The sequence below is a fragment of the Mucilaginibacter sp. 320_HR genome, from assembly GCF_059691875.1.
The window spans coordinates 696,432-719,469 of record NZ_JCAWAI010000001.1; the positions used below are offsets into that span (position 1 = coordinate 696,432).

Genomic DNA, 23,038 nt, shown 5'->3' on the forward strand with positions numbered 1-23,038 from the left:
AACCATTAGCCGCTCTTACAAGTCTTCGACAAGCTCAGACTGACAAGTGGTTGAGATTGATTACAAAACAGGCAAGTTGTCATCGCGAGCCTGTCGAACCATTAGCCGCTCTTACAAGTCTTCGACAAGCTCAGACTGACAAGTGGTTGAGATTGATTACAAAACAGGCAAGTTATCATGGTGAGCCTGTCGAACCATTAGCGAGGCGTACAGATCTTCGACAAGCTCAGATTGACATGGCGGACAATGCAAATAATAAATTTGTCATCGTGAGCCTGTCGAACCATTAGCAAGTCGTACAGTTCTTCGACAAGCTCAGACTGACATGACGGCGGCGAACTCTTAGCAATAAGGCTAAACAAACTTGTCATGGTGAGCCTGTCGAACCATTAGCAAGGCGTACAGGTTTATGACAGGCTTAGACTGACACCATGGTAAATGAGGTCAAAAGTGTTTCGGCCAGGAGTGTTTCGGGTAGCTTACCCTAGCTTGTCTAAATTCTAATAAGTTACTTTAAAACAAACACTTATCTACACTATTTAAATTGCCACTACTGTTTCGGGCTGTTTCGCTTGTTTTTTGTAACTTGCTGTTTTTTAATTAATTACGAAAAATAGCTGTTTCGGGTGTTTCGCTTTTGCGAAACGAAACATTTGGTATACAACCAGGCCAGGCGCGACCCGTAGGGCTCTGGTTGTAGATACTTCCGGTAACTTACTCATTACACCCCTTTAACACTCGGCCTTAATTATTATACTTGCGTTTTATTTAAAAAATTATTCCTAAAATGAGATCAACCCTGTTTGCCGGCTTAGCGTTGGCAGTAATGGCAGTGGGCACTGCAGCACAGGCGCAGCAAACCCCGGCCCCTGTATCAACCTATAATTACCACGATGCGTTCGCACCGTTGTTCTACACCAAGAACGGCAACGATTACCGGGCGGCAAGCGGCGAGCCGGGTCCGCGTTATTGGCAAAACCGCGCCGACTACCAGTTGGCGGCAACACTTAATGATCAGACCAATCAGATCACCGGTTCAGAAGTACTTACCTACACCAACAACAGCCCGCAAAACCTGGGCTTTTTATGGATGCAGCTGGATCAGAACCTTTTCAGGCAGGATTCGCGCGGTACAGCCATTACGCCGGTAAGCGGCAGCCGTAACGGTGGCCACGGCCAACAGTTTGATGCTGGGTACAAAATTAAATCGGTTAGGATTGCCGGCACTAAGGGCGCCGACACGCTGAAATACATCATCAACGATACCCGTATGCAGATCTTCCTGCCCGAAGCGGTTAAAGCCAACGGCGGCCAGGTAAAGCTTGATATCCAATACTCTTTCATCACGCCTGAGTATGGCAGTGATCGTAACGGTATCCTCAATACCAAAAACGGTAAAGTATACACCATAGCGCAGTGGTATCCCCGCATGTACGTATATGATGATGTAATGGGGTGGAACCCGCTGCCGTACACCGGCCCAAGCGAGTTTTACCTGGAGTATGGCGACTTTGACCTGAGCATTACCGCGCCGGCTAATCACATTGTGGTTGCTTCCGGTGAGTTACTTAACCCACAGGATGTGTACACGCCGGAGCAGCTTAAGCGTTGGGCAGAAGCAGAGAAGAGCGAGAATACTGTTGTGATCCGTTCTGCAGACGAAGTTACAAATGCTGCATCGCGCCCGGCTGGTAAAAAAGAGCTTACCTGGCATTTTAAAATCAAAAATGCTCGTGACGCATCATGGGGCTCATCAGCAGCATTTATTGTTGATGCCGCTAAAATGAACCTGCCAAGTGGTAAAAAGTCGGTAGCCATCTCAGCCTATCCGGTAGAAAGCAACGGCAACGATGCATGGGGCCGTTCTACAGAGTACGTTAAAAGATCTATTGAATATAACTCAAAACAATGGTTTGAATACCCATACCCTGCCGCTACCGCTGTAGCAGGTAACGTAGGCGGTATGGAATACCCCGGCATTGTGTTTTGCGGTTACCGTGCAAAAAGGTCGCAGCTATGGAGCGTTAACGATCACGAGTTTGGGCACACCTGGTTCCCGATGATCGTTGGTTCTAACGAGCGCCTTTACGGTTGGATGGACGAAGGTTTTAACACCTTTATTAACACGCTTAGCACTGCCGATTTCAACAAAGGCGAGTATGCTCCTAAAAAACCGCAGGACATGCAGCGCATGGGTGAGATACTTACTCGCCAAACGCTTGAGCCTGTATTGAGCAACCCTGAAAACCTGAAAGAAGCAAACAACGGTATGCTGCTATATTTTAAACCGGGCACTGCGCTAGGCTTACTGCGCGACCAGGTGCTGGGGCATGAACGTTTTGACTTTGCATTCCGTACGTATATCAATAGGTGGGCATTTAAACACCCTACACCTGACGATTTCTTCCGCACGATGGAAAATGCTTCCGGCGAGAGCCTGCAGTGGTTCTGGAGAGGCTGGATACTGAACAACTGGAGACTGGACGTTGCCGTAAACGACGTGAAATACGTTAGCGGCGACCCATCTAAAGGAGCTTTGATCACCATAACCAATATGGATAAGATGGTGATGCCGGTTATACTGGAAGTAAAAACCAAAAGCGGCAAAACCGACCGGATCAAACTTCCGGTAGAAATTTGGGAGCGTAACAACAGCTTTGTTGTGAAATACAATTCTACCGAAGAAATAGAGTCGGTAACTTACGACCCTGATAAGTCACTACCAGATTTTAACCCGGATAATAACACCTGGAAGAAATAATACAAAAACCCGGCTTTAAGCCGGGTTTTTTATTGCAAAAAAGTGAGGAAAGTAAAGGTGCAACAGCATAACTGGCGTGTAAATTGCACAACTTAGTTATATGTCCGCTGCCATGAAAAAGCTAGTTTATTCCGTTATCCTTCTTGTTATTTCTTTCGGTTATGCGCGTGCCCAGGAACCGCTTAAGGGTACTGTAGTTGAGTCTGGCTCGAACACCAAGCTGGACAACGTTTTCATCAGAGACGTTAATAACAAGCAGATAACCCTTACAGATAAAAACGGTGATTTTAGCATTCGAACAGCTACCGGTCATACGCTTGTTTTTACATCGCCGGGCTATGATTCAGATACGCTTTACGTGGTGGACATGCGAGCTAAGCGTATATCGCTTACAACGAAAGCCATAGCTTTAGGGCAGGTAAACATACGTTCTACAAGGTTGCCCTTTGATCCGCAGAAGGAGTATCCTGATGTGTATGAGAAGGCGAGGGTTTACGCTTTTTCTCCGTCTACATGGTTTAGTAAATCGGGGAAAGATGCCCGCCGGCTTAAAAGATTTTTCAGGAAAGAAGCTGAAGAACGCCACGTTGATGAAGTATTTAATAAAGCATATGTGGGCAGCATCGTGCCGCTTAAAGGCCAGGACCTGGAGAATTTTATAACATTATACCGGCCCAGTTATGCTTTCCTGAGAAGTAACAATAGTGAATCTGTAGCAGCGTACATAAACGACAGCTACAAAAAGTTTATTGCACTTCCTCCGGACAAGCGCAGCTTGCCACCACTTTCTACACCCTAAAAGCTGCAGTTTTGCTCCTCGAATAATTATTAAAATATTGTATTACAGATGTAAAAAACATTTCCTACCTTTGACGTCCCTGAAAGGAGGTATTTGGGATTATGATCATTATCAACGTAAAAGACGGCGAATCATTAGATAAAGCATTGAAACGCTTCAAAAAGAAATTTGAGAAAACAGGTGTATTGCGCGAACTTCGCAGCCGCCAAGCTTTCGAAAAGAAATCTGTAACTCGCAGGCACGTAGTTAAGCATGCCATCTACAAACAAGGTATGAACCAGGAAACTGTTTAATTCTTTTTGTTCATTCAAAAGAATTTTCCAGATTTTCTTGTCACTATAAAAAAACTATTTGTACATTCAATGCTCTGGATGTACAAATAGTTTTTATGTTTTTAGGCAAGTTTATACAGTACATACAATTCGAGAAAAGGTATTCACCGCATACTGTATCAGCCTACCAGTCAGATCTGGAACAATTCTTCGCCTTTCTAAATCCACCTGACAGTTCCCCGGTTTATCTACATCCTTCAGAAATAACACACCACGACATCCGCAACTGGATGGTCTCTGATGAAACGCTTAGCGCACGCTCTGTAAACCGAAAGCTTGCTACGCTCCGCAAATACTTTAAGTTTTTGCTACAGGAAAGTGAGATCAGCACAAATCCTACATCGCGCATCATAGCTCCTAAAACGCCAAAGCACTTGCCAACAGTTGTTGAAGCGGATAAGCTAACCGAACTTTTAGATAGAGACACAGGCATTGCAGAAGTATTTACAAATGATTTTGCCGGCCTTAGAGATAAGCTTATAATTGAGTTACTCTTTGGAACAGGTATGCGCCTGGCAGAACTTACAGGCCTCACTCCGGGAAGTATCAATTTTCATGATAGTACGCTCAAAGTACTGGGAAAACGCAATAAAGAGCGTATCATACCAATGAACAGCCAATTGGTTTTGCTGCTCCACAAATATATAGATGCACTGAAAAGTGAAAATTTTGATAACAATTCTTTAACGTTGATCGTTACAAATAAAGGAGCAGCGGTATATCCCAAGCTCATTTATTTGACGGTGCAGAAATATTTATCATACATATCAACCCAAACAAAAAGAAGTCCTCATGTGCTACGGCACACGTTTGCTACTACTTTATTAAATAATGGCGCCAGCCTTAACGCCATTAAAGAACTTCTGGGTCACGCTAACTTAAGCGCCACCCAAATTTATACCCATAATTCAGTTGAACGTTTAAAGTCTATTTACAAACAAGCCCATCCAAAGGGTTAAACAAGGAGGAAAAATGAAAGTTACAGTGCAAGCTATCCATTTCACAGCAGACAAAAAGCTGATTGAATTCATCCAGAAAAAGGTGGATAAACTGGAAACATTTTACGACCACATTATAAGCGCCGAAGCATATCTTAAATTGGAAAATGTAGAAGATGAGGCAAATAAGATTGCTGAAATAAAATTACAACTTCCCGGCAACTTAATATTTGCAAAAGAAAAGTGCAAGAGCTTCGAAGAAGCTACCGACTTGGTGGTGGAAAGCTTACGCAAACAAATAGATAAGCATAAAACCAAAAACGCCATTGCTGCTGATGCTGCCAAGAAAGCTGCGTTACTAACAGCAGAAGACGATTTTTAAGTATAAGAAGTGGGATTTTTACTCTCAAATCGGCAGGTTTTTAGCCTGCCGATTTTTTTTGCAAAAAAGTTTTGTACAGATATTAATTTTTGTAGATTTGCAGTCCCTTTCAAGGAGGTCATCAAACAACAAACTTTAAAGGGAGAAAGTTCTTTAATTTGATTAAAAGCTTAAAAATTTAAGCCTCCTTAGCTCAGCTGGTAGAGCAACTGACTTGTAATCAGTAGGTCATTGGTTCGATCCCGATAGGAGGCTCTGTTTATTTCGGAAATGTGGTGTCTAGCTTCCACTTAGCACTGCAGGTCCGAAATCAACAAATGGGGAGATACCAGAGCGGTCAAATGGGACGGACTGTAAATCCGTTGCTTCGGCTACGAAGGTTCGAATCCTTCTCTCCCCACTTTAATTAGTGATTTAATGAGTTTATGAGTAATCATGATATCATTAAATCACTAATTTATTTTTAAGAATTGAAAGCGGAAGTAGCTCAGTTGGTAGAGCGATAGCCTTCCAAGCTATAGGTCGCGAGTTCGAACCTCGTCTTCCGCTCTGTTAGTTCATCGGTTGCGTGGGGTAGTTAGTCGAGGTATTATACCTGAGATAACATAACAAGCGATTGAGAATGCAATCAGCCGACGTAGCTCAGGGGTAGAGCACTTCCTTGGTAAGGAAGAGGTCATGGGTTCAAATCCCATTGTTGGCTCATAATAGTAACATATTATATAAATTATAAATTAACCTACAAACAAAATAAATCATGGCAAAAGAAAAATTTGACCGCAGTAAGCCGCACTTAAACATCGGTACTATCGGTCACGTTGACCACGGTAAAACTACTCTTACCGCAGCTATCACTAAAGTATTGGCTGACGCTGGTTTATCAGAAGCTCGTTCATTTGATTCAATTGACTCAGCTCCTGAAGAAAAAGAACGTGGTATTACAATCAATACCGCTCACGTTGAATATTCAACTGCTAACCGTCACTATGCTCACGTTGACTGCCCAGGTCACGCTGACTATGTGAAGAACATGGTTACTGGTGCTGCTCAGATGGACGGTGCAATCATTGTGGTTGCTGCTACTGATGGTCCTATGCCACAAACTCGCGAGCACATCCTTTTGGCTCGTCAGGTAGGTGTACCTTCATTGGTTGTGTTCATGAACAAAGTGGACATGGTTGATGATCCTGAGTTATTAGAATTAGTTGAAATGGAAATCCGTGAATTATTATCATTCTACGATTTCCCTGGTGATGATATCCCTGTTATTCAAGGTTCTGCTCTTGGTGGCTTGAACGGCGATCCGAAATGGGTAGCTAAAATTATGGAGTTAATGGATGCTGTAGATAGCTACATTCCAATTCCTCCACGTTTGACAGACCTTCCTTTCTTGATGCCTGTTGAGGACGTATTCTCGATCACTGGTCGTGGTACTGTTGCAACTGGTCGTATCGAGCGTGGTGTTATCAACTCTGGTGAGCCTGTTGACATCTTGGGTATGGGTGCTGAGAACTTGAAATCAACCGTAACTGGTGTTGAGATGTTCCGCAAGATCCTTGATCGTGGTGAAGCTGGTGACAACGTAGGTTTATTGTTACGTGGTATTGAAAAAACTGATATCCGTCGTGGTATGGTTATTTGCAAACCAGGTTCAGTTAATCCACACACTGATTTCAAAGCAGAAGTTTACGTATTGTCAAAAGCTGAAGGTGGCCGTCACACTCCATTCTTCAACAAATACCGTCCGCAATTCTACTTCCGTACAACTGACGTAACTGGTGAGATCACACTTGCTGAAGGTGTAGAAATGGTTATGCCTGGTGATAACGTTACCATCACTGTAAAGCTGATCAACGCTATCGCAATGGAAAAAGGTTTACGTTTCGCTATCCGTGAGGGTGGTCGTACAGTAGGTGCCGGTCAGGTAACTGAAATCTTAAAATAATCCTCCTTACCCGCTTGCGGGAAAATGGAAAGGTTAATTTATATAACAAAGTACTCGGGTTTATCCTGAGTACTTTGTTAATATAATAAGTAAAGTATTAAGCCTGCAAAGGTTATACACGGGAATAGTTCAACGGTAGAATAGAGGTCTCCAAAACCTTTGATCAGGGTTCGAATCCTTGTTCCCGTGCTTAAGTAATGAATTAATATGGCTGGTGTAGCTGAGTATATAAAGGAATCATACATAGAGTTGACCGAGAAAGTAACCTGGCCAACCTGGAGAGAATTGCAGAACAGCGCTATTTTGGTACTGGTTGCTGCAATTATCATTGCTATGATAATTTTTGGCATGGACCAGATAATTGGTTACCTGCTCAATCAATTTTATACTTCTTTAGCCTAATTATATAGATAAATGAGCGATCAATTAAAGTGGTACGTAGTTAGGGCTATCAGCGGTAAAGAAAAAAAGGTAAAGCAATATATTGATGCCGAAGTAAACCGTTTAGGCATTACCCACCTTGTTCCGCAGGTATTGATCCCTACCGAAAAATATTACCAAATGCGCGATGGGAAAAAGATCGCAAAAGAGCGCAACTATTTCCCTGGATATGTATTAATGGAAGCTCAGCTTGATGGCGAACTGGAGCACATCATTAAGAACATTAATAGTGTAATTGGTTTTCTTGGCGATAAAGCCGGTAATGCAATTCCGCTCCGCCAAACAGAAGTTAACCGTATTTTAGGTAAGGTTGACGAGATGAGTGCACAAACAGAGACCATGAGCGTGCCTTACTATGTAGGGGAAAACGTGAAAGTTATGGATGGCCCTTTCAACGGCTTTAGTGGTGTTATCGAAGAAGTAAACGAAGAGAAGAAGAAACTGAAGGTAATGGTAAAGATATTCGGGCGCCGTACGCCGCTTGAGTTGAATTACATGCAGGTTGAAAAAGAATAAGTTAAAGATTGCACGTTAGCAATAACTACAATCAGTTAAACAGAATATTAACGAGTGCTGATATAAACGGGTAACCAATCACCGGCGACACTCACAAAATCTTAAATGTTACTTAGCTTCCACTTACTAACATTGAGTTATAATTAAAACAAAGTAAAATGGCAAAAGAAGTCGGTGCGATGGTAAAGCTACAGGTGAAGGGCGGCGCTGCAAACCCATCTCCGCCAATTGGCCCAGCATTGGGTGCAAAAGGCGTGAACATAATGGAGTTTTGCAAGCAGTTCAACGCACGTACCCAGGATAAAGCTGGTAAAGTGCTTCCGGTAGTTATTACTGTTTATGTCGATAAGTCGTTTGATTTTATCATTAAGACCCCTCCTGTGGCAATTCAGCTTTTAGAAGCTACTGGCCTTAAGGGTGGTTCTGCAGAGCCTAACCGTAAAAAAGTTGGTAATGTAAATTGGGATCAGGTTGAGACCATTGCTAAAGATAAAATGACCGATTTGAATGCATTTACAGTAGAATCAGCCATGAAAATGGTGGCAGGTACTGCCCGCAGTATGGGAATCACCGTATCAGGTACGGCTCCCTGGAACTAACAATTTCGCAAGCAAGGTAATTTGCTAAACGAAATAAAAATTAATTTATACAAATCAGTTTAAGACAGTGGCAAGATTAACAAAAAATCAAAAAGCGGCACTTTCCAAAATTGAGGCGAACAAGGCTTACACATTACAGGATGCATCAGCTTTGGTAAAGGAAATTACCAATACCAAGTTTGATTCCTCAGTTGATATTGATGTACGTTTAGGTGTTGACCCACGTAAAGCCAATCAAATGGTGCGTGGTATAGCTACCTTACCTCACGGAACCGGTAAAACTGTACGTGTATTAGTGCTTTGTACTCCTGATAAGGAACAAGAAGCAAAAGATGCAGGTGCAGATTACGTAGGTTTGGACGAATTTATCGCCAAGATCGAAGGCGGATGGACTGATGTTGATATTATCATAACAATGCCAAGTGTTATGGCTAAAGTAGGTCGTTTGGGTCGTATTCTCGGTCCGCGTAACTTGATGCCTAACCCTAAATCAGGTACAGTAACAACCGAAGTTGGTAAAGCTGTAACTGAGGTAAAAGGTGGTAAGATCGATTTCAAGGTTGACAAAACCGGTATCATCCATACCTCGATAGGAAAGGCTTCTTTCTCTGCAGACAAGATTTATGAGAATGCATTAGAAGTATTGCAAACTCTTTCTAAATTGAAACCGTCAGCAGCTAAAGGAACTTATTTTAAGAGTATACACCTTTCGTCGACAATGTCGCCGGGTATAACAGTGGAAACTAAATCAGTAGCGGGGATCTAATCATGACAAAAGAAGAAAAATACGACCTTGTTGTTGCCCTAACTGAGCAGATGAAAGAGTACGGTAATTTCTACATTACTGATACCGCTGATCTTACGGTTGCAAAAGTTAATGATATCCGTCGTCAGTGCTTCGAAAACGAAATCACCATGCAGGTAGCAAAAAACAGCTTGATTAAAAAAGCTATGGAAGCTGCTGGTGGCGATTTTAGCCCAATATATGATGTTTTAAAAGGTTCATCATCTATCCTTTTCTCTAAATCAGCAACGGCTCCTGCCAAGCTGATCAAAAAGCTTAGGAAAAAAGGTGACAAACCTGTACTTAAAGCAGCTTACATCGATCAGGCTGTTTTCGTTGGCGACAATCAGTTAGATACTTTGATCAACTTGAAATCAAAGGAACAACTGATAGGAGAGGTTATAGGCTTACTGCAATCACCGGCAAAAAACGTTGTTTCTGCATTACAATCAGGCGGAAACATACTGGCAGGTGTTGTGAAAACATTACAAGAAAGAGGTTAACGAACGCCTCATTAAAAGTTCGATTCAAACAAAAAGTATTACAGTAAAAACAAAAATAAAATGGCGGATTTAAAAGCGTTTGCTGAACAGTTGGTAAACTTAACAGTAAAAGAAGTAAACGAACTAGCTCAGATATTAAAAGATGAGTATGGCATTGAGCCTGCTGCTGCTGCTGTTGCAGTTGCTGCTGCTCCTGCTGGTGGCGATGACGCACCGGCTGCTGAAGCAGCACAAACTGCATTTGACGTTATCCTGAAAGAAGCAGGTGGCGCTAAATTAGCAGTTGTTAAATTAGTAAAAGACTTAACTGGCCTAGGCTTGAAAGAAGCTAAAGACTTAGTTGACGGCGCTCCGAAAGAAGTGAAAACCGGTGTAACTAAAGAAGAAGCTGAATCTCTGAAAAAACAATTAGAGGAAGCTGGAGCAGTAGTTGAGGTTAAATAATTTAACACCCACACAATAGCATCAGACTCCGGCCGTTTTTGGTCGGGGTCTATTGCTGTTTATACAAGTCGGGTTTGAGACGTGAGATATGAGATATGAGATCTCACGATTTTGTTGAAGTAAATGGCTTGCGGCCTGGTCTCAAATCTCACATTTAAAATCTCATATCTAACACAGGTTAATAAATTTAAATTATAATACCTTGGCAAACACTATTGATCAAAGAGTAAACTTTGCAACCAGCCGGAAGGTACTTGACTACCCCGATTTTCTGGATGTACAGTTGCAATCTTTCCAGGAATTTTTTCAATTAGAAACCACTTCAGACAACCGCTACAAAGAAGGTTTGTTTAAAGTATTCGCAGAGAACTTTCCGATTTCTGATTCAAGGAACATCTTCGTGCTGGAGTTCCTGGATTACTTTATTGACCCGCCACGTTATGATATACGCGAGTGTATCGAGCGCGGGTTAACTTACAGCGTGCCATTGAAAGCAAAACTTCGCCTTAGCTGTAACGATGCTGAGCATGAAGATTTTGAAACAATTGTACAGGACGTGTACCTGGGTACTATCCCTTACATGACACCTAAAGGTACATTTGTTATCAACGGTGCGGAGCGTGTAATTGTTTCTCAGTTACACCGTTCGCCAGGTGTGTTCTTTGGCCAAAGCCGCCACACAAACGGTACTAAATTGTACTCTGCCCGTGTTATACCTTTTAAAGGTTCATGGATAGAGTTTGCTACAGACGTTAACAACGTGATGTACGCTTACATTGACCGTAAGAAAAAATTCCCGGTTACAACGCTTCTTCGTGCCATAGGTTACGACTCTGATAAAGACATATTAGAGTTGTTTGAACTTGCCGATGAGGTTAAGGTAAGCAAATCTGGCTTGAAGAAATTCATCGGCCGCAAGCTTGCCGCAAGGGTGCTTAAAACTTGGATAGAAGACTTCGTTGATGAAGACACCGGTGAGGTGGTTTCTATCCCTCGTAATGAGATCATTCTTGAGCGTGAAACCATTCTGGAAGACGATCACATTGATATGATCATTGATTCTGGTGTTAAAACCATCATCCTTAACAAGGAAGATGCTGCAACCAGCGGTGACTATACTATTATATACAATACTTTACAAAAAGATACCTCCAACTCGGAGAAGGAAGCCGTTGAGCACATTTACCGCCAGCTGCGTAACGCCGAACCGCCTGATGAAGAAACAGCACGTGGTATAATCGACCGTTTATTCTTCTCTGATAAAAGATATGATTTGGGAGATGTGGGTCGTTACCGCATCAACCGTAAGCTAAAGCTTAACACATCTGATGAGACCAAGGTGCTTACCAAGCAGGACATCATCGCGATTGTTAAATACCTGATCAAACTTATCAACTCAAAAGCTGAGGTGGATGATATTGATCACTTGTCTAACCGTCGTGTTCGTACTGTAGGTGAGCAGCTTTATGCACAGTTCGGTGTAGGTTTAGCGCGTATGGCTCGTACCATTCGTGAGCGTATGAACATTCGTGACAACGAGGTGTTCACACCAACCGACCTGATCAACGCGCGTACACTGTCTTCAGTTATCAATTCGTTCTTTGGTACCAACCAGCTATCACAGTTCATGGACCAAACCAATCCACTGGCAGAGATCACGCACAAGCGTCGTCTGTCAGCCCTTGGGCCAGGCGGTCTTTCACGTGAGCGTGCAGGTTTCGAGGTACGTGACGTACACTATACGCACTACGGCAGATTATGTACCATTGAGACACCAGAAGGCCCGAACATTGGTCTGATCTCGTCTCTTTGCGTACACGCTAAGATCAATAACTTAGGCTTTATCGAAACACCGTACAAACGTGTGGTTGAAGGTAAAGTACAGGTTAATGAGCCAGTTATCTATTTATCTGCAGAAGATGAAGATGGCAAAACCATTGGACAAGCGAACGCCGTTTATGATGATAAAGGTGAATTTGCTACTCCACGTGTAAAAGCACGTTACGAAGGTGACTTCCCGATCATCGAGCCGGAAAGGCTTGATTTGATGGACATTGCTCCAAACCAGATCACGTCGATCGCAGCTTCTTTGATTCCGTTCCTTGAGCATGATGACGCTAACCGTGCATTGATGGGTTCTAACATGCAGCGCCAGGCTGTTCCGCTTTTACGCCCTGAGGCGCCAATTGTAGGTACAGGTTTGGAAGGCCGTGTGGCTAAGGACTCTCGTACGCTTATCAACGCTGAAGGCGATGGTGTAGTAGAGTATGTTGACGCTAATGAAATTAAGATCAAGTATGACCGTAACGAAATGGACCGTTTGGTTTCATTCGAAGGTGATACAAGAAGCTATATATTAACCAAGTTCAAGAAAACCAACCAGAGCACTACCATTAACCTTAAGCCGATTGTTAAAAAAGGGCAAAGGGTCACAAAAGGTGAGGTGCTTTGCGAAGGCTACGCTACACAAAATGGTGAGCTTGCCTTAGGCCGTAACCTTAAAGTGGCATTCATGCCTTGGCAGGGTTACAACTTCGAGGATGCGATTGTTATATCTGAGCGTGTGGTATCGCAGGATATCTTCACTTCGCTTCACGTTGAAGAATTTGAGCTTGAAGTACGTGATACAAAACGTGGTGAAGAGGAATTGACACCAGATATCCCTAACGTTTCTGAAGAAGCAACTAAGGACCTTGACGAAGATGGTATCATCCGCGTAGGGGCAGAGGTTAAAGAAGGTGATATCTTGATTGGTAAGATCACTCCTAAAGGCGAATCTGACCCTTCACCAGAAGAAAAGCTATTACGTGCAATATTTGGTGATAAAGCGGGTGACGTTAAAGATGCATCATTAAAAACACCTCCGTCAATTGCAGGTGTGGTTATTGATACCAAACTGTTTAGCCGTGCTAAAAAGACCACTAAGGCTGAAGAGAAAGCACAGCTTGAGAAACTTGATGCTAAGCACAACAAAGCCGTTAAGGAGCTTAAAGAAACGCTTATAGACAAGTTGTTCGAGATTGTGAATGGTAAAACATCGCAGGGTGTTTACAACATTTACAAAGAGCTTTACGTAGCTAAAGGTGTTAAGTTCACTCAGAAAATACTTACTGAACTTAACTACGAAAATATCAACCCTGCTAAGTGGACTACTGATGATGATAAGAATGAGCAGATTAAAACTTTGCTTCATAACTACAATATCAAGGTTAATGAGGAACTAGGCGCTTACCGTCGCGACAAATTCGCGATAAGTGTAGGTGATGAGCTTCCATCAGGTATCGTGCAAATGGCTAAAGTTTACATCGCCAAAAAGCGTAAGCTTAAGGTAGGTGATAAGATGGCAGGCCGCCACGGTAACAAAGGTATTGTTGCCCGCATCGTTCGCGATGAGGACATGCCATTCCTTGAAGACGGAACGCCTGTTGATATTGTGTTGAACCCACTAGGTGTACCTTCACGTATGAACCTTGGCCAGATATATGAAACAGTATTAGGATGGGCTGGTAAAGAGTTGGGCGTTAAGTTTGCTACTCCTATTTTTGATGGTGCAAGCCACGGAGAAGTAGAAGAGTGGATCAAGAAAGCAGGCTTACCAGAATCAGGCCGCACCTATCTGTACAATGGCTTGACTGGTGATCGTTTCGATCAGCAGACAACTGTAGGTATCATCTACATGCTTAAACTGGGCCACATGGTTGATGATAAGATGCACGCCCGTTCTATCGGACCGTACTCTCTTATTACACAGCAACCATTGGGTGGTAAAGCACAGTTTGGTGGTCAGCGTTTTGGTGAGATGGAGGTTTGGGCACTGGAAGCATTTGGTGCAGCAAATATTCTACAGGAGATACTTACCGTTAAGTCGGATGATGTTATCGGCCGTGCTAAAACCTACGAGGCTATTGTTAAAGGTGAGAACCTTCCAACGCCATCTGTTCCTGAATCATTCAACGTATTGGTTCATGAATTGCGCGGCTTAGGTTTGGATATCACGTTAGAATAATTAGTGATTTAGTGAGTGAGTGAATTAGTGATTAATCGCGATTTACTTACTCACTAATTCAAGTATAGTAAGGGGGTGATTGTTTAATCACTAATTCGCTAAATCGCTAATTCAACAATTAAAATTAAGGAGACTATGTCTTACAAAAAGGATAATAAGATCAAGAGTAACTTCACCACCATTACCATCAGCTTAGCCTCTCCGGAGTCTATCCTCGAGCGTTCGAGCGGTGAGGTTTTAAAACCCGAGACTATTAACTATCGTACCTACAAACCGGAGCGTGATGGTTTGTTTTGCGAACGTATTTTTGGTCCGGTGAAGGATTACGAGTGCCATTGCGGTAAATACAAACGCATCCGTTACAAAGGTATTGTTTGCGACCGTTGCGGTGTTGAAGTAACCGAAAAGAAGGTACGCCGTGAGCGTATGGGCCACATCAATTTGGTGGTACCTGTTGCTCACATATGGTATTTCCGCTCGTTACCCAATAAAATAGGTTATCTGCTGGGCTTACCTACAAAAAGGCTGGACCTGATTATTTACTACGAGAGATATGTAGTTATACAACCAGGTATTAAAGAGGCAGACGGAATTTCTAAAATGGATTTTCTGACTGAAGAAGAATACCTTGATATATTGGATACCTTACCAAAGGAAAACCAATACTTAGACGATAAAGACCCGCAGAAGTTTGTAGCTAAGATGGGTGCTGAGGCTTTAGAAGATCTTCTTAAACGCCTTGACCTTGACCAGTTATCATACAACCTGCGTCACCAGGCGGCTAATGAAACTTCACAGCAACGTAAGAACGAAGCTTTAAAGCGCTTACAAGTTGTTGAGGCTTTCCGTGATGCAAGAACCAGGATTGAAAATAACCCTGAGTGGATGATCGTGAAGATCGTTCCGGTTATCCCGCCAGAATTGCGTCCGTTAGTACCACTGGAAGGCGGCCGTTTTGCAACTTCCGATTTGAATGACCTTTACCGTCGTGTAATTATCCGTAACAACCGTCTAAAACGTTTAATCGAGATAAAAGCGCCAGAGGTAATCTTACGTAACGAAAAACGTATGCTGCAGGAAGCTGTTGATTCGTTGTTCGATAACTCACGTAAGGTGAACGCAGTGAAAACTGAAGGTAACCGCGCATTGAAATCACTTTCAGACATCCTGAAAGGTAAGCAAGGCCGTTTCCGTCAAAACTTACTCGGTAAACGTGTTGACTACTCTGCACGTTCTGTAATTGTTGTAGGTCCTAACTTGAAATTGCACGAGTGCGGCTTGCCGAAAGATATGGCTGCCGAACTATTCAAACCATTTATCATTCGCAAGATGATAGAGCGTGGTGTTGTTAAAACTGTAAAATCTGCAAAGAAAATAGTCGACCGCAAGGACCCGTTGGTTTGGGATATATTGGAGAACGTACTTAAAGGCCATCCTGTATTACTAAACCGCGCGCCTACGTTGCACCGTTTGGGTATCCAGGCTTTCCAACCTAAATTGGTTGAAGGTAAAGCTATCCAGTTGCACCCATTAACTTGTACCGCATTCAACGCCGACTTTGACGGTGACCAGATGGCTGTTCACGTACCGCTTGGTAATGCAGCAATTTTGGAAGCCCAGGTATTAATGCTTGCGTCGCACAACATCTTGAACCCTGCTAACGGTACGCCTATTACTGTACCATCTCAGGACATGGTGCTTGGTTTGTATTACATAACCAAAGGCCGTAAAACAGATGAAACACGCGTTGTTAAAGGCCAGGGATTAACTTTCTACTCGGCGGAAGAGGTAATTATTGCTTACAACGAGAAGAAAATTGACCTGCACGCTTTTATAAAAGTAAAAGGCAGAGTTAAAGAACGCGATGGCAGCATCGTAACAAAAATAATTGACACAACTGTAGGACGCGTACTGTTTAACCAGCACGTACCTGAAGAAGTTGGTTACATAAATGAACTGCTTACCAAGAAATCACTTCGTGACATCATTGGTGAAGTAGTGAAAACAACAGGTATGGCTCGCGCTGCCCAGTTCCTTGATGATATCAAAGAATTAGGTTTCCAGATGGCATTCCGTGGTGGTTTATCGTTCAACCTTAAAGACATTAATATCCCTGAGCAAAAAGTTAAACTGATTGAGCAGGCGTCTAAAGAGGTTGAGGAAGTGATGAACAACTATAACATGGGTTTCATCACCAACAACGAACGTTACAATCAAATCATCGATATCTGGACTCGTATCAACAATCGTTTGACCGCGAATGTAATGGACATCCTGAGCAACGATAACCAGGGCTTTAACTCTGTTTACATGATGCTTGACTCCGGTGCACGTGGTTCAAAAGAGCAGATTCGTCAGCTTGCAGGTATGCGTGGTTTGATGGCGAAACCTCAGAAATCAGGTTCAGGTGGCGAGATCATCGAAAACCCGATCTTATCTAACTTTAAGGAAGGACTATCAGTACTCGAGTACTTCATCTCTACCCACGGTGCCCGTAAAGGTCTTGCGGATACGGCGTTGAAGACAGCGGATGCTGGTTACTTAACCCGTCGTTTACATGACGTTGCACAGGATATGATCGTTGGAGAGACAGATTGCGGTACCCTGCGCGGTATCTACACAACTGCCTTGAAAGATAATGAGGATATAGTAGAGCCATTATACGATCGTATTTTGGGCCGTACAACCCTTCATGATGTTCATGACCCTATCACTAACGAACTGTTGGTATCTGCCGGTGAGGACATTACTGAAGAAATAGCTAAGAAGATAGAAAATTCACCTTTAGAAGGCGTTGAAATACGTTCTGTGCTTACCTGCGAAAGCAAACGCGGTGTATGTACATTGTGCTACGGCCGTAACCTTGCAAGCGGTAAACGCGTGCAGATGGGTGAGGCAGTAGGTGTAATTGCTGCACAGTCTATTGGTGAGCCGGGTACACAGTTAACACTTCGTACATTCCACGTGGGTGGTACCGCATCAAATATCGCTGCTGAATCACAGATCAGCGCGAAATATGATGGCGTTATCGAATTCGAAAACGTACGTACTGTACCGTTCGAAACTCAGGAAGATGGACAGGTTGAAGTGGTATTGGGTCGTTCAGGCGAATTCCGTATTATTGAACCAGGCACCAACAAGGTCATTGTTACCAATAACATTCCATACGGTTCATACCTGTATGTAAAAGATGGCAGCACTATCACCAAAGGCGATCGTATCTGTTCATGGGATCCGTACAACGCGGTTATTATATCAGAGTTTGCGGGTAAAGCGACTTTCGAAGCGGTATTAGAAGGTATTACCTTCCGCGAAGAAAGCGACGAGCAGACAGGTCACCGTGAAAAAGTTATCATTGATACAAGGGATAAAACCAAAAACCCTGTTATCCAGATAGCTGACAATAAAGGTAACATCATTAAAGGATACAATATCCCGGTAGGTGCCCACATCTCTGTTGAAGAAGGTGAGAAGCTACAAACCGGTCAGGTTATTGCTAAAATACCTCGTTCAACTGGTAAAACGCGAGATATTACAGGTGGTCTTCCACGTGTAACCGAGTTATTCGAAGCACGTAACCCTTCTAATCCGGCTGTTGTAACTGAGATTGATGGTGTGGTAACTTTAGGTGGTGTAAAACGTGGTAACCGCGAAATCACCATTGAAAGTAAAGACGGACAGGTGAAAAAATATCTTGTGCCATTGTCTAAACACATCCTTGTACAGGACAACGACTTTGTTAAAGCAGGTATGCCATTGTCTGATGGTTCTATCTCTCCGGCAGACATCCTTGCAATTAAAGGCCCTGCAGCCGTTCAAGAATACCTTGTGAATGGTATACAAGAAGTTTACCGTTTACAGGGTGTGAAGATAAATGATAAGCATTTTGAGGTAATTGTTCACCAGATGATGCAGAAGGTAGCAATTGAAGATGCCGGCGACACCCGTTTCCTTGAAAGGGAAGCTGTTGATAGCTGGGACTTCATGATGGAGAACGACGAGATATACGACAAGAAAGTTGTTGTTGAACCGGGCGACTCTACTAGCCTGAAAGCCGGTCAGATCATATCATTACGTAAACTACGTGATGAGAACTCTGTCTTGAAACGCCGCGACATGAAACTGGTAGAAGTTAGGGACGCAATCCCTGCAACATCAAGCCCAATGCTGCAAGGTATAACCAGAGCATCATTAGGTACCAAGTCGTTCATCTCTGCAGCATCGTTCCAGGAAACTACTAAGGTCCTTAACGAAGCAGCTATAGCAGGTAAGAAAGACAATATGCTTGGCTTGAAAGAGAACGTTATTGTTGGTCACTTAATTCCTTCAGGTACCGGTTTACGCGAATACGAAAACATTCGCGTAGGATCTCAGGAAGAGTTTGACCGTCTTATGGCGTCTAAATCTGAAGAAGTAGAAGCGTAAGCTCATCTTTTTTAATAATTTTGTAAAGCCTTCTGTGAAAACGGGAGGCTTTACTATTTTTACACTATGGAAGAACAGATTGAAAATCAGTTGAACATTGAACTTTCGGAAGAAGTTGCCGAAGGTGTTTACGCTAATCTTGCCATTATCACACACTCCACATCTGAGTTTGTGTTAGACTTCATAAGAGTGATGCCTGGTGTGCCGAAGGCGAAAGTAAAGTCAAGGGTGATTTTAACGCCAGAACATGCAAAACGGTTGCTGGCTGCGCTTGAAGAAAATATAGAAAAATTTGAAGCGGCTAACGGACGTATTAAAGTTGGCAACGATCTGCCACCAGCGGGTTTTCCGATGAATTTTGGCGGGCCGGTAGGACAGGCTTAGTTTATTGATCATCAATAAATCAGATCATAATGACTTTTTAACAATTCTATTAAATATCACAACATTTACCCCTACATGAAAAAAGACGCTAAAATTTACATCGCCGGACATCGCGGAATGGTGGGTTCTGCCATTCTCCGTAAGCTTGAACAAGAGGGATTTTCAAATTTAATCGTACGTACATCGGCGGAATTAGACCTTCGTGATCAGCAGCAGGTCACCGATTTTTTCTCACATGAAAAGCCTGATTACGTTTTTTTGGCCGCAGCTAAAGTAGGTGGTATTGTTGCTAACAATACCTACCGTGCAGATTTCTTGTATGAGAACTTACAAATACAAAATAACGTAATACACAACGCTTATCTCAATGACGTTACAAAACTTATGTTTTTGGGATCCAGCTGTATCTATCCAAAGCTTGCACCTCAGCCATTAAAAGAGGACTATTTGCTTACCGGACCGCTGGAACCAACAAATGAACCTTACGCGATAGCTAAAATAGCGGGAATAAAAACCTGCGATGCTTACCGCGACCAGTATGGCTGTAATTTCATATCGGTAATGCCAACTAACCTTTACGGCTATAACGATAATTATCATCCGCAGAATTCACATGTTTTGCCGGCAATGATACGACGCTTCCATGAAGCTAAAGAGCAGGGGCTGCCGAACGTTACTATTTGGGGTACAGGTTCGCCGCTAAGAGAGTTTTTGTTTGCTGACGACTTGGCTGATGCCTGTTATTACCTTATGCATAACTATGACGAACCCGGTCTTGTAAACATTGGCAGCGGTAAGGAGATATCTATAAAGGACCTGGCAACTTTGGTTAAAAAGGTAGTAGGTTTTGAGGGAAGCATTGATTTTGATACTTCAAAGCCCGATGGTACTCCACGTAAATTAATGGATGTTAGCAAACTGGCCGATAGAGGTTGGAGTTATTCTACGGAATTAGAAGATGGAATTAAGCTAGCATACGAGGACTTCCAGAAAAAGCATGTTGAACGATAAGCAACATAAACTTATACTTGCCAACACGCATTTAGTATTTATATCACCTGCATGAGCAACACTATAGTATTTGGAGCGTCCGGTCAACTTGGCCAGTGTTTCAAAAGAATATCAGCCGAAAAGAACCTTGACATTTTTGTTTTTCCTGATGAGACGGAAGGGAATATACTTGACGTAGAAGGATTGGAAAGGCTCTTTCAATCTCACAGGCCTGTTTATGCAATTAATTGCGCGGCTTATACCGCTGTGGACAAAGCTGAAACAGATGTTGAACTTGCTACAAAGGTTAATGTTGAAGGAGCCGAGAATATAGCCAAATTGTGTAGTAAATATAGCACCACGCTTATCCAGGTATCTACTGATTTTGTTTTTAAAGGAGATAAAGCTAGTCCGTTGAAAGAGGAGGATGAAGCATCACCAATAAGTGTGTACGGACAAACCAAGCTTGATGGTGAGAGGGCGGTTATTGAGGCTACAGACAAATACTTTATTATACGCACCGCCTGGTTGTATTCAGAGTTCGCTAACAATTTTGTAAAAACCATGCTGAAGCTCGCGTCAACGCGCGATGAACTAAAGGTTATTGCAGATCAGTCAGGTACACCAACCTACGCTATTGATTTGGCCGAATGCATTATCAGTATAATTATGTCAGGTAGCACAGCATACGGTATTTACCATTACAGTAATGAGGGTATAGCATCCTGGTACGATTTTACGAAAGCAATATTCGACCTTTCAGGCATTAGCACCAGGGTAATCCCTATACCTACAAGCGAATATCCTACACCTGCAGTGAGGCCAGCCTACTCAGTAATGGATAAGACGAAGATCAAAACTACATTTAGCTTACAAATACCATATTGGAGAGAGAGCCTGAAAACTTGTTTAAGCAAGATCAATCAACAGAACTAAACCGACGACAATGAAAGGTATAATACTAGCAGGAGGATCTGGCACAAGGCTATATCCAATAACAAAGGCAATCAGTAAGCAACTGATGCCAATATATGATAAGCCAATGATTTATTATCCGCTGTCGGTCCTGATGCTGGCGGGGATTAGCGAAATTCTGATCATCACCACTGCAGAGGATAACCCTGGCTTTAAACGTCTTTTGGGGACAGGTGAGGAACTTGGCTGCCGCTTTGAGTATGCGATTCAGGAAAAGCCGAACGGCCTTGCTCAAGCCTTTGTAATAGGCGCAGATTTCATCGGCAGTGATAAAGTTGCCCTGGTGTTAGGCGATAATATATTTTATGGGTCTGGTTTTAGCAGGCTGATACAAAGCTTTAACGATGTTGAGGGTGCTGCAATATTTGCTTACCCGGTAGCTGATCCGGAACGCTATGGTGTGGTTGAATTTAATGAGGATTTTAAAGCGGTATCTATCGAAGAGAAGCCTTTAAAGCCAAAATCTAAATTTGCTGTACCTGGGTTGTATTTTTATGATAATACTGTTGTAGAGATAGCAAAAAATATACAACCATCTCCACGTGGTGAGTACGAGATAACAGACGTTAACCGGGTTTACCTGGAGCAAGGCAACCTGAAGGTGGGGGTAATGGATCGTGGTACCGCATGGCTGGACACCGGAACATTTGATTCTCTTAGTGACGCTACCGAATTTGTACGAGTGATAGAAAAGCGTCAGGCAAAGAAAATTGGGTGTATAGAGGAAGTTGCTTATTTAATGGGCTTTATAGATGACGATCAGCTTAAGGTTTTGGTTCAGAAATACATAAAAAGTGGTTACGGTGCTTATCTGCAAAGCTTGCTGGATCAGTAACAATATCAAAAGGCCATCTTGCCCGCTATAGCTTCGAGGAGCTTAGTTATGGCAACATTTACCCACAAGATTTCTTTATCCTTACGAAACCAGGTCATTTGCCTTTTGGCAAATCGCCTGGTATTTTGTTTTATAAGGGATACTGCATCGTCTAAAGAAATCTTACCATCAAAGTACTCAAACAACTCTGTATAGCCTACAGTATTTAAGGCATTAAGGTTGCGATAGGGTAGAAGTGCTTGTGCTTCTGCCAACAATCCATCCTTAAACATTTGATCAACCCTCAAATTGATCCGATTATACAGTACGTCCCGCGGCATGTCCAATCCGAGCTTTATGATGTTGAATGGTCTTTTGTTTAGATTAGCTTTATGGAATGATGAGAATGGTTGTCCGGAGGTCTCGTATACTTCCAGTGCTCGTATAAGCCGCCTTGGGTTGTCAAGGTCTACTTCTTCATAATATGCAGGATCGACTTCCTTCAATCTTGCTTGTAAAGCCTTAATGCCATTCTCTTCTAAACTGTTGTTGAGCTTTTCCCGCAGATCCGTACTTGCGGTAGGTAAATCATCAAAACCTTCACAAACAGCTTTTATGTATAATCCCGAACCACCGGCAAGAATAACTACATCGTGTTTTTTAAAAAGTTCGTTCAAAAGCACAAGGCAGTCGCGTTCAAAGTCGCCAACAGAAAAGCTTTCTGTAATGGAGTGGGAATTTACAAAGTAATGAGGGGCCGCGGCTAGCTCTAATGGTGTTGGTTTAGCCGTCCCAATGGACATTTCTCTAAAAAACTGCCTGGAGTCAGCAGATACTACAACAGTATCAAAGTGCCTGGCAATCTCTATCGCCGCTGCTGTTTTGCCGGAAGCGGTCGGCCCCGCTACTACTATAAGCGTCTTTTTATTAGAAGTGTCCATAGGTATTTTCAAAATGAACACCAATGCAAAATGATGAATCTATATGCTAGAGCTCAGCG

20 protein-coding genes and 5 tRNA genes are annotated in these 23,038 nt (G+C 42.8%); 24 read left to right on the forward strand and 1 reads right to left on the reverse strand.

All coding sequences use genetic code 11. The features are described 5' to 3' along the window. From AC59GT_RS03085 to rfbA, 24 genes are all read left to right on the forward strand, one after another. Positions 1 to 290: hypothetical protein (locus AC59GT_RS03085; RefSeq protein WP_497236279.1), on the forward strand; the 290-nt coding region annotated here is incomplete at its 5' end. Positions 291 to 787: 497 nt separating this feature from the next. After that, on the forward strand, positions 788 to 2,761 hold the full coding sequence (locus tag AC59GT_RS03090) for a M1 family metallopeptidase (RefSeq protein ID WP_497236280.1): 1,974 nt from the start codon (positions 788 to 790) through the stop codon (positions 2,759 to 2,761). Positions 2,762 to 2,873: 112 nt separating this feature from the next. Beyond that, positions 2,874 to 3,560 carry a carboxypeptidase-like regulatory domain-containing protein gene (locus AC59GT_RS03095; protein ID WP_497236281.1) on the forward strand — a complete coding sequence of 229 codons (687 nt, stop codon included), beginning with the start codon at positions 2,874 to 2,876 and terminating at the stop codon, positions 3,558 to 3,560. A 101-nt stretch (positions 3,561 to 3,661) separates the two neighbouring features. After that, positions 3,662 to 3,853 carry a 30S ribosomal protein S21 gene (gene rpsU / locus AC59GT_RS03100; RefSeq protein ID WP_117384355.1) on the forward strand — a complete coding sequence of 64 codons (192 nt, stop codon included), beginning with the start codon at positions 3,662 to 3,664 and terminating at the stop codon, positions 3,851 to 3,853. 95 nt (positions 3,854 to 3,948) lie between these two features. Then, positions 3,949 to 4,851: a tyrosine-type recombinase/integrase gene (locus AC59GT_RS03105; protein WP_497236282.1), complete on the forward strand. Its 903-nt coding sequence runs from the start codon at positions 3,949 to 3,951 to the stop codon at positions 4,849 to 4,851. A gap of 13 nt (positions 4,852 to 4,864) precedes the next feature. Further along, complete coding sequence (gene hpf / locus AC59GT_RS03110) at positions 4,865 to 5,212, forward strand: ribosome hibernation-promoting factor, HPF/YfiA family (protein WP_497236283.1); 348 nt, start codon at positions 4,865 to 4,867, stop codon at positions 5,210 to 5,212. Positions 5,213 to 5,394: 182 nt separating this feature from the next. Then, a tRNA-Thr gene (locus tag AC59GT_RS03115) sits at positions 5,395 to 5,467 on the forward strand. A gap of 64 nt (positions 5,468 to 5,531) precedes the next feature. Beyond that, positions 5,532 to 5,612 (forward strand) — tRNA-Tyr (locus AC59GT_RS03120). Positions 5,613 to 5,688: 76 nt separating this feature from the next. Further along, positions 5,689 to 5,761 (forward strand) — tRNA-Gly (locus AC59GT_RS03125). An 82-nt stretch (positions 5,762 to 5,843) separates the two neighbouring features. Further along, positions 5,844 to 5,915, forward strand: a tRNA-Thr gene (locus AC59GT_RS03130). 54 nt (positions 5,916 to 5,969) lie between these two features. Beyond that, positions 5,970 to 7,157 (forward strand): elongation factor Tu, encoded by a 1,188-nt coding sequence (gene tuf / locus AC59GT_RS03135; RefSeq protein ID WP_117384352.1) that lies wholly within the window; start codon positions 5,970 to 5,972, stop codon positions 7,155 to 7,157. A gap of 118 nt (positions 7,158 to 7,275) precedes the next feature. Then, a tRNA-Trp gene (locus AC59GT_RS03140) sits at positions 7,276 to 7,346 on the forward strand. A gap of 18 nt (positions 7,347 to 7,364) precedes the next feature. Further along, on the forward strand, positions 7,365 to 7,559 hold the full coding sequence (gene secE, locus AC59GT_RS03145) for a preprotein translocase subunit SecE (protein ID WP_117384351.1): 195 nt from the start codon (positions 7,365 to 7,367) through the stop codon (positions 7,557 to 7,559). Between the two features lie 12 nt (positions 7,560 to 7,571). Then, a complete protein-coding gene (gene nusG, locus AC59GT_RS03150; protein WP_117384350.1) occupies positions 7,572 to 8,114 on the forward strand; it encodes a transcription termination/antitermination protein NusG in 543 nt (180 codons plus the stop codon). A 158-nt stretch (positions 8,115 to 8,272) separates the two neighbouring features. After that, positions 8,273 to 8,713 carry a 50S ribosomal protein L11 gene (gene rplK, locus AC59GT_RS03155; protein WP_117384349.1) on the forward strand — a complete coding sequence of 147 codons (441 nt, stop codon included), beginning with the start codon at positions 8,273 to 8,275 and terminating at the stop codon, positions 8,711 to 8,713. 67 nt (positions 8,714 to 8,780) lie between these two features. Next, positions 8,781 to 9,479, forward strand: a complete 699-nt coding sequence (gene rplA / locus AC59GT_RS03160) for a 50S ribosomal protein L1 (protein ID WP_117384348.1) — start codon at positions 8,781 to 8,783, stop codon at positions 9,477 to 9,479. 2 nt (positions 9,480 to 9,481) lie between these two features. Next, positions 9,482 to 10,000, forward strand: a complete 519-nt coding sequence (gene rplJ / locus AC59GT_RS03165) for a 50S ribosomal protein L10 (RefSeq protein WP_117384347.1) — start codon at positions 9,482 to 9,484, stop codon at positions 9,998 to 10,000. 60 nt (positions 10,001 to 10,060) lie between these two features. After that, on the forward strand, positions 10,061 to 10,444 hold the full coding sequence (gene rplL / locus AC59GT_RS03170) for a 50S ribosomal protein L7/L12 (RefSeq protein WP_144908957.1): 384 nt from the start codon (positions 10,061 to 10,063) through the stop codon (positions 10,442 to 10,444). A gap of 202 nt (positions 10,445 to 10,646) precedes the next feature. Next, on the forward strand, positions 10,647 to 14,450 hold the full coding sequence (gene rpoB, locus AC59GT_RS03175; RefSeq protein WP_497236284.1) for a DNA-directed RNA polymerase subunit beta: 3,804 nt from the start codon (positions 10,647 to 10,649) through the stop codon (positions 14,448 to 14,450). A 135-nt stretch (positions 14,451 to 14,585) separates the two neighbouring features. Next, positions 14,586 to 18,875, forward strand: coding sequence for a DNA-directed RNA polymerase subunit beta' (gene rpoC, locus AC59GT_RS03180; RefSeq protein ID WP_497236285.1), 4,290 nt, complete (start codon positions 14,586 to 14,588; stop codon positions 18,873 to 18,875). A 66-nt stretch (positions 18,876 to 18,941) separates the two neighbouring features. Continuing rightward, entirely contained in the window at positions 18,942 to 19,259 is a 318-nt protein-coding gene (locus tag AC59GT_RS03185) for a DUF3467 domain-containing protein (RefSeq protein WP_117384343.1), read from the forward strand. A gap of 75 nt (positions 19,260 to 19,334) precedes the next feature. Continuing rightward, positions 19,335 to 20,270, forward strand: a complete 936-nt coding sequence (gene fcl, locus AC59GT_RS03190; protein WP_497236286.1) for a GDP-L-fucose synthase — start codon at positions 19,335 to 19,337, stop codon at positions 20,268 to 20,270. Between the two features lie 51 nt (positions 20,271 to 20,321). After that, positions 20,322 to 21,185: a dTDP-4-dehydrorhamnose reductase gene (rfbD, locus tag AC59GT_RS03195; RefSeq protein WP_497236287.1), complete on the forward strand. Its 864-nt coding sequence runs from the start codon at positions 20,322 to 20,324 to the stop codon at positions 21,183 to 21,185. Between the two features lie 10 nt (positions 21,186 to 21,195). Continuing rightward, positions 21,196 to 22,059: a glucose-1-phosphate thymidylyltransferase RfbA gene (gene rfbA, locus AC59GT_RS03200; protein ID WP_497236288.1), complete on the forward strand. Its 864-nt coding sequence runs from the start codon at positions 21,196 to 21,198 to the stop codon at positions 22,057 to 22,059. Positions 22,060 to 22,064: 5 nt separating this feature from the next. On the opposite strand, the gene miaA is transcribed toward rfbA, so the two are convergent. Beyond that, positions 22,065 to 22,979, reverse strand: a complete 915-nt coding sequence (gene miaA / locus AC59GT_RS03205; protein ID WP_497236289.1) for a tRNA (adenosine(37)-N6)-dimethylallyltransferase MiaA — start codon at positions 22,977 to 22,979, stop codon at positions 22,065 to 22,067. Positions 22,980 to 23,038: the final 59 nt, after the last annotated feature.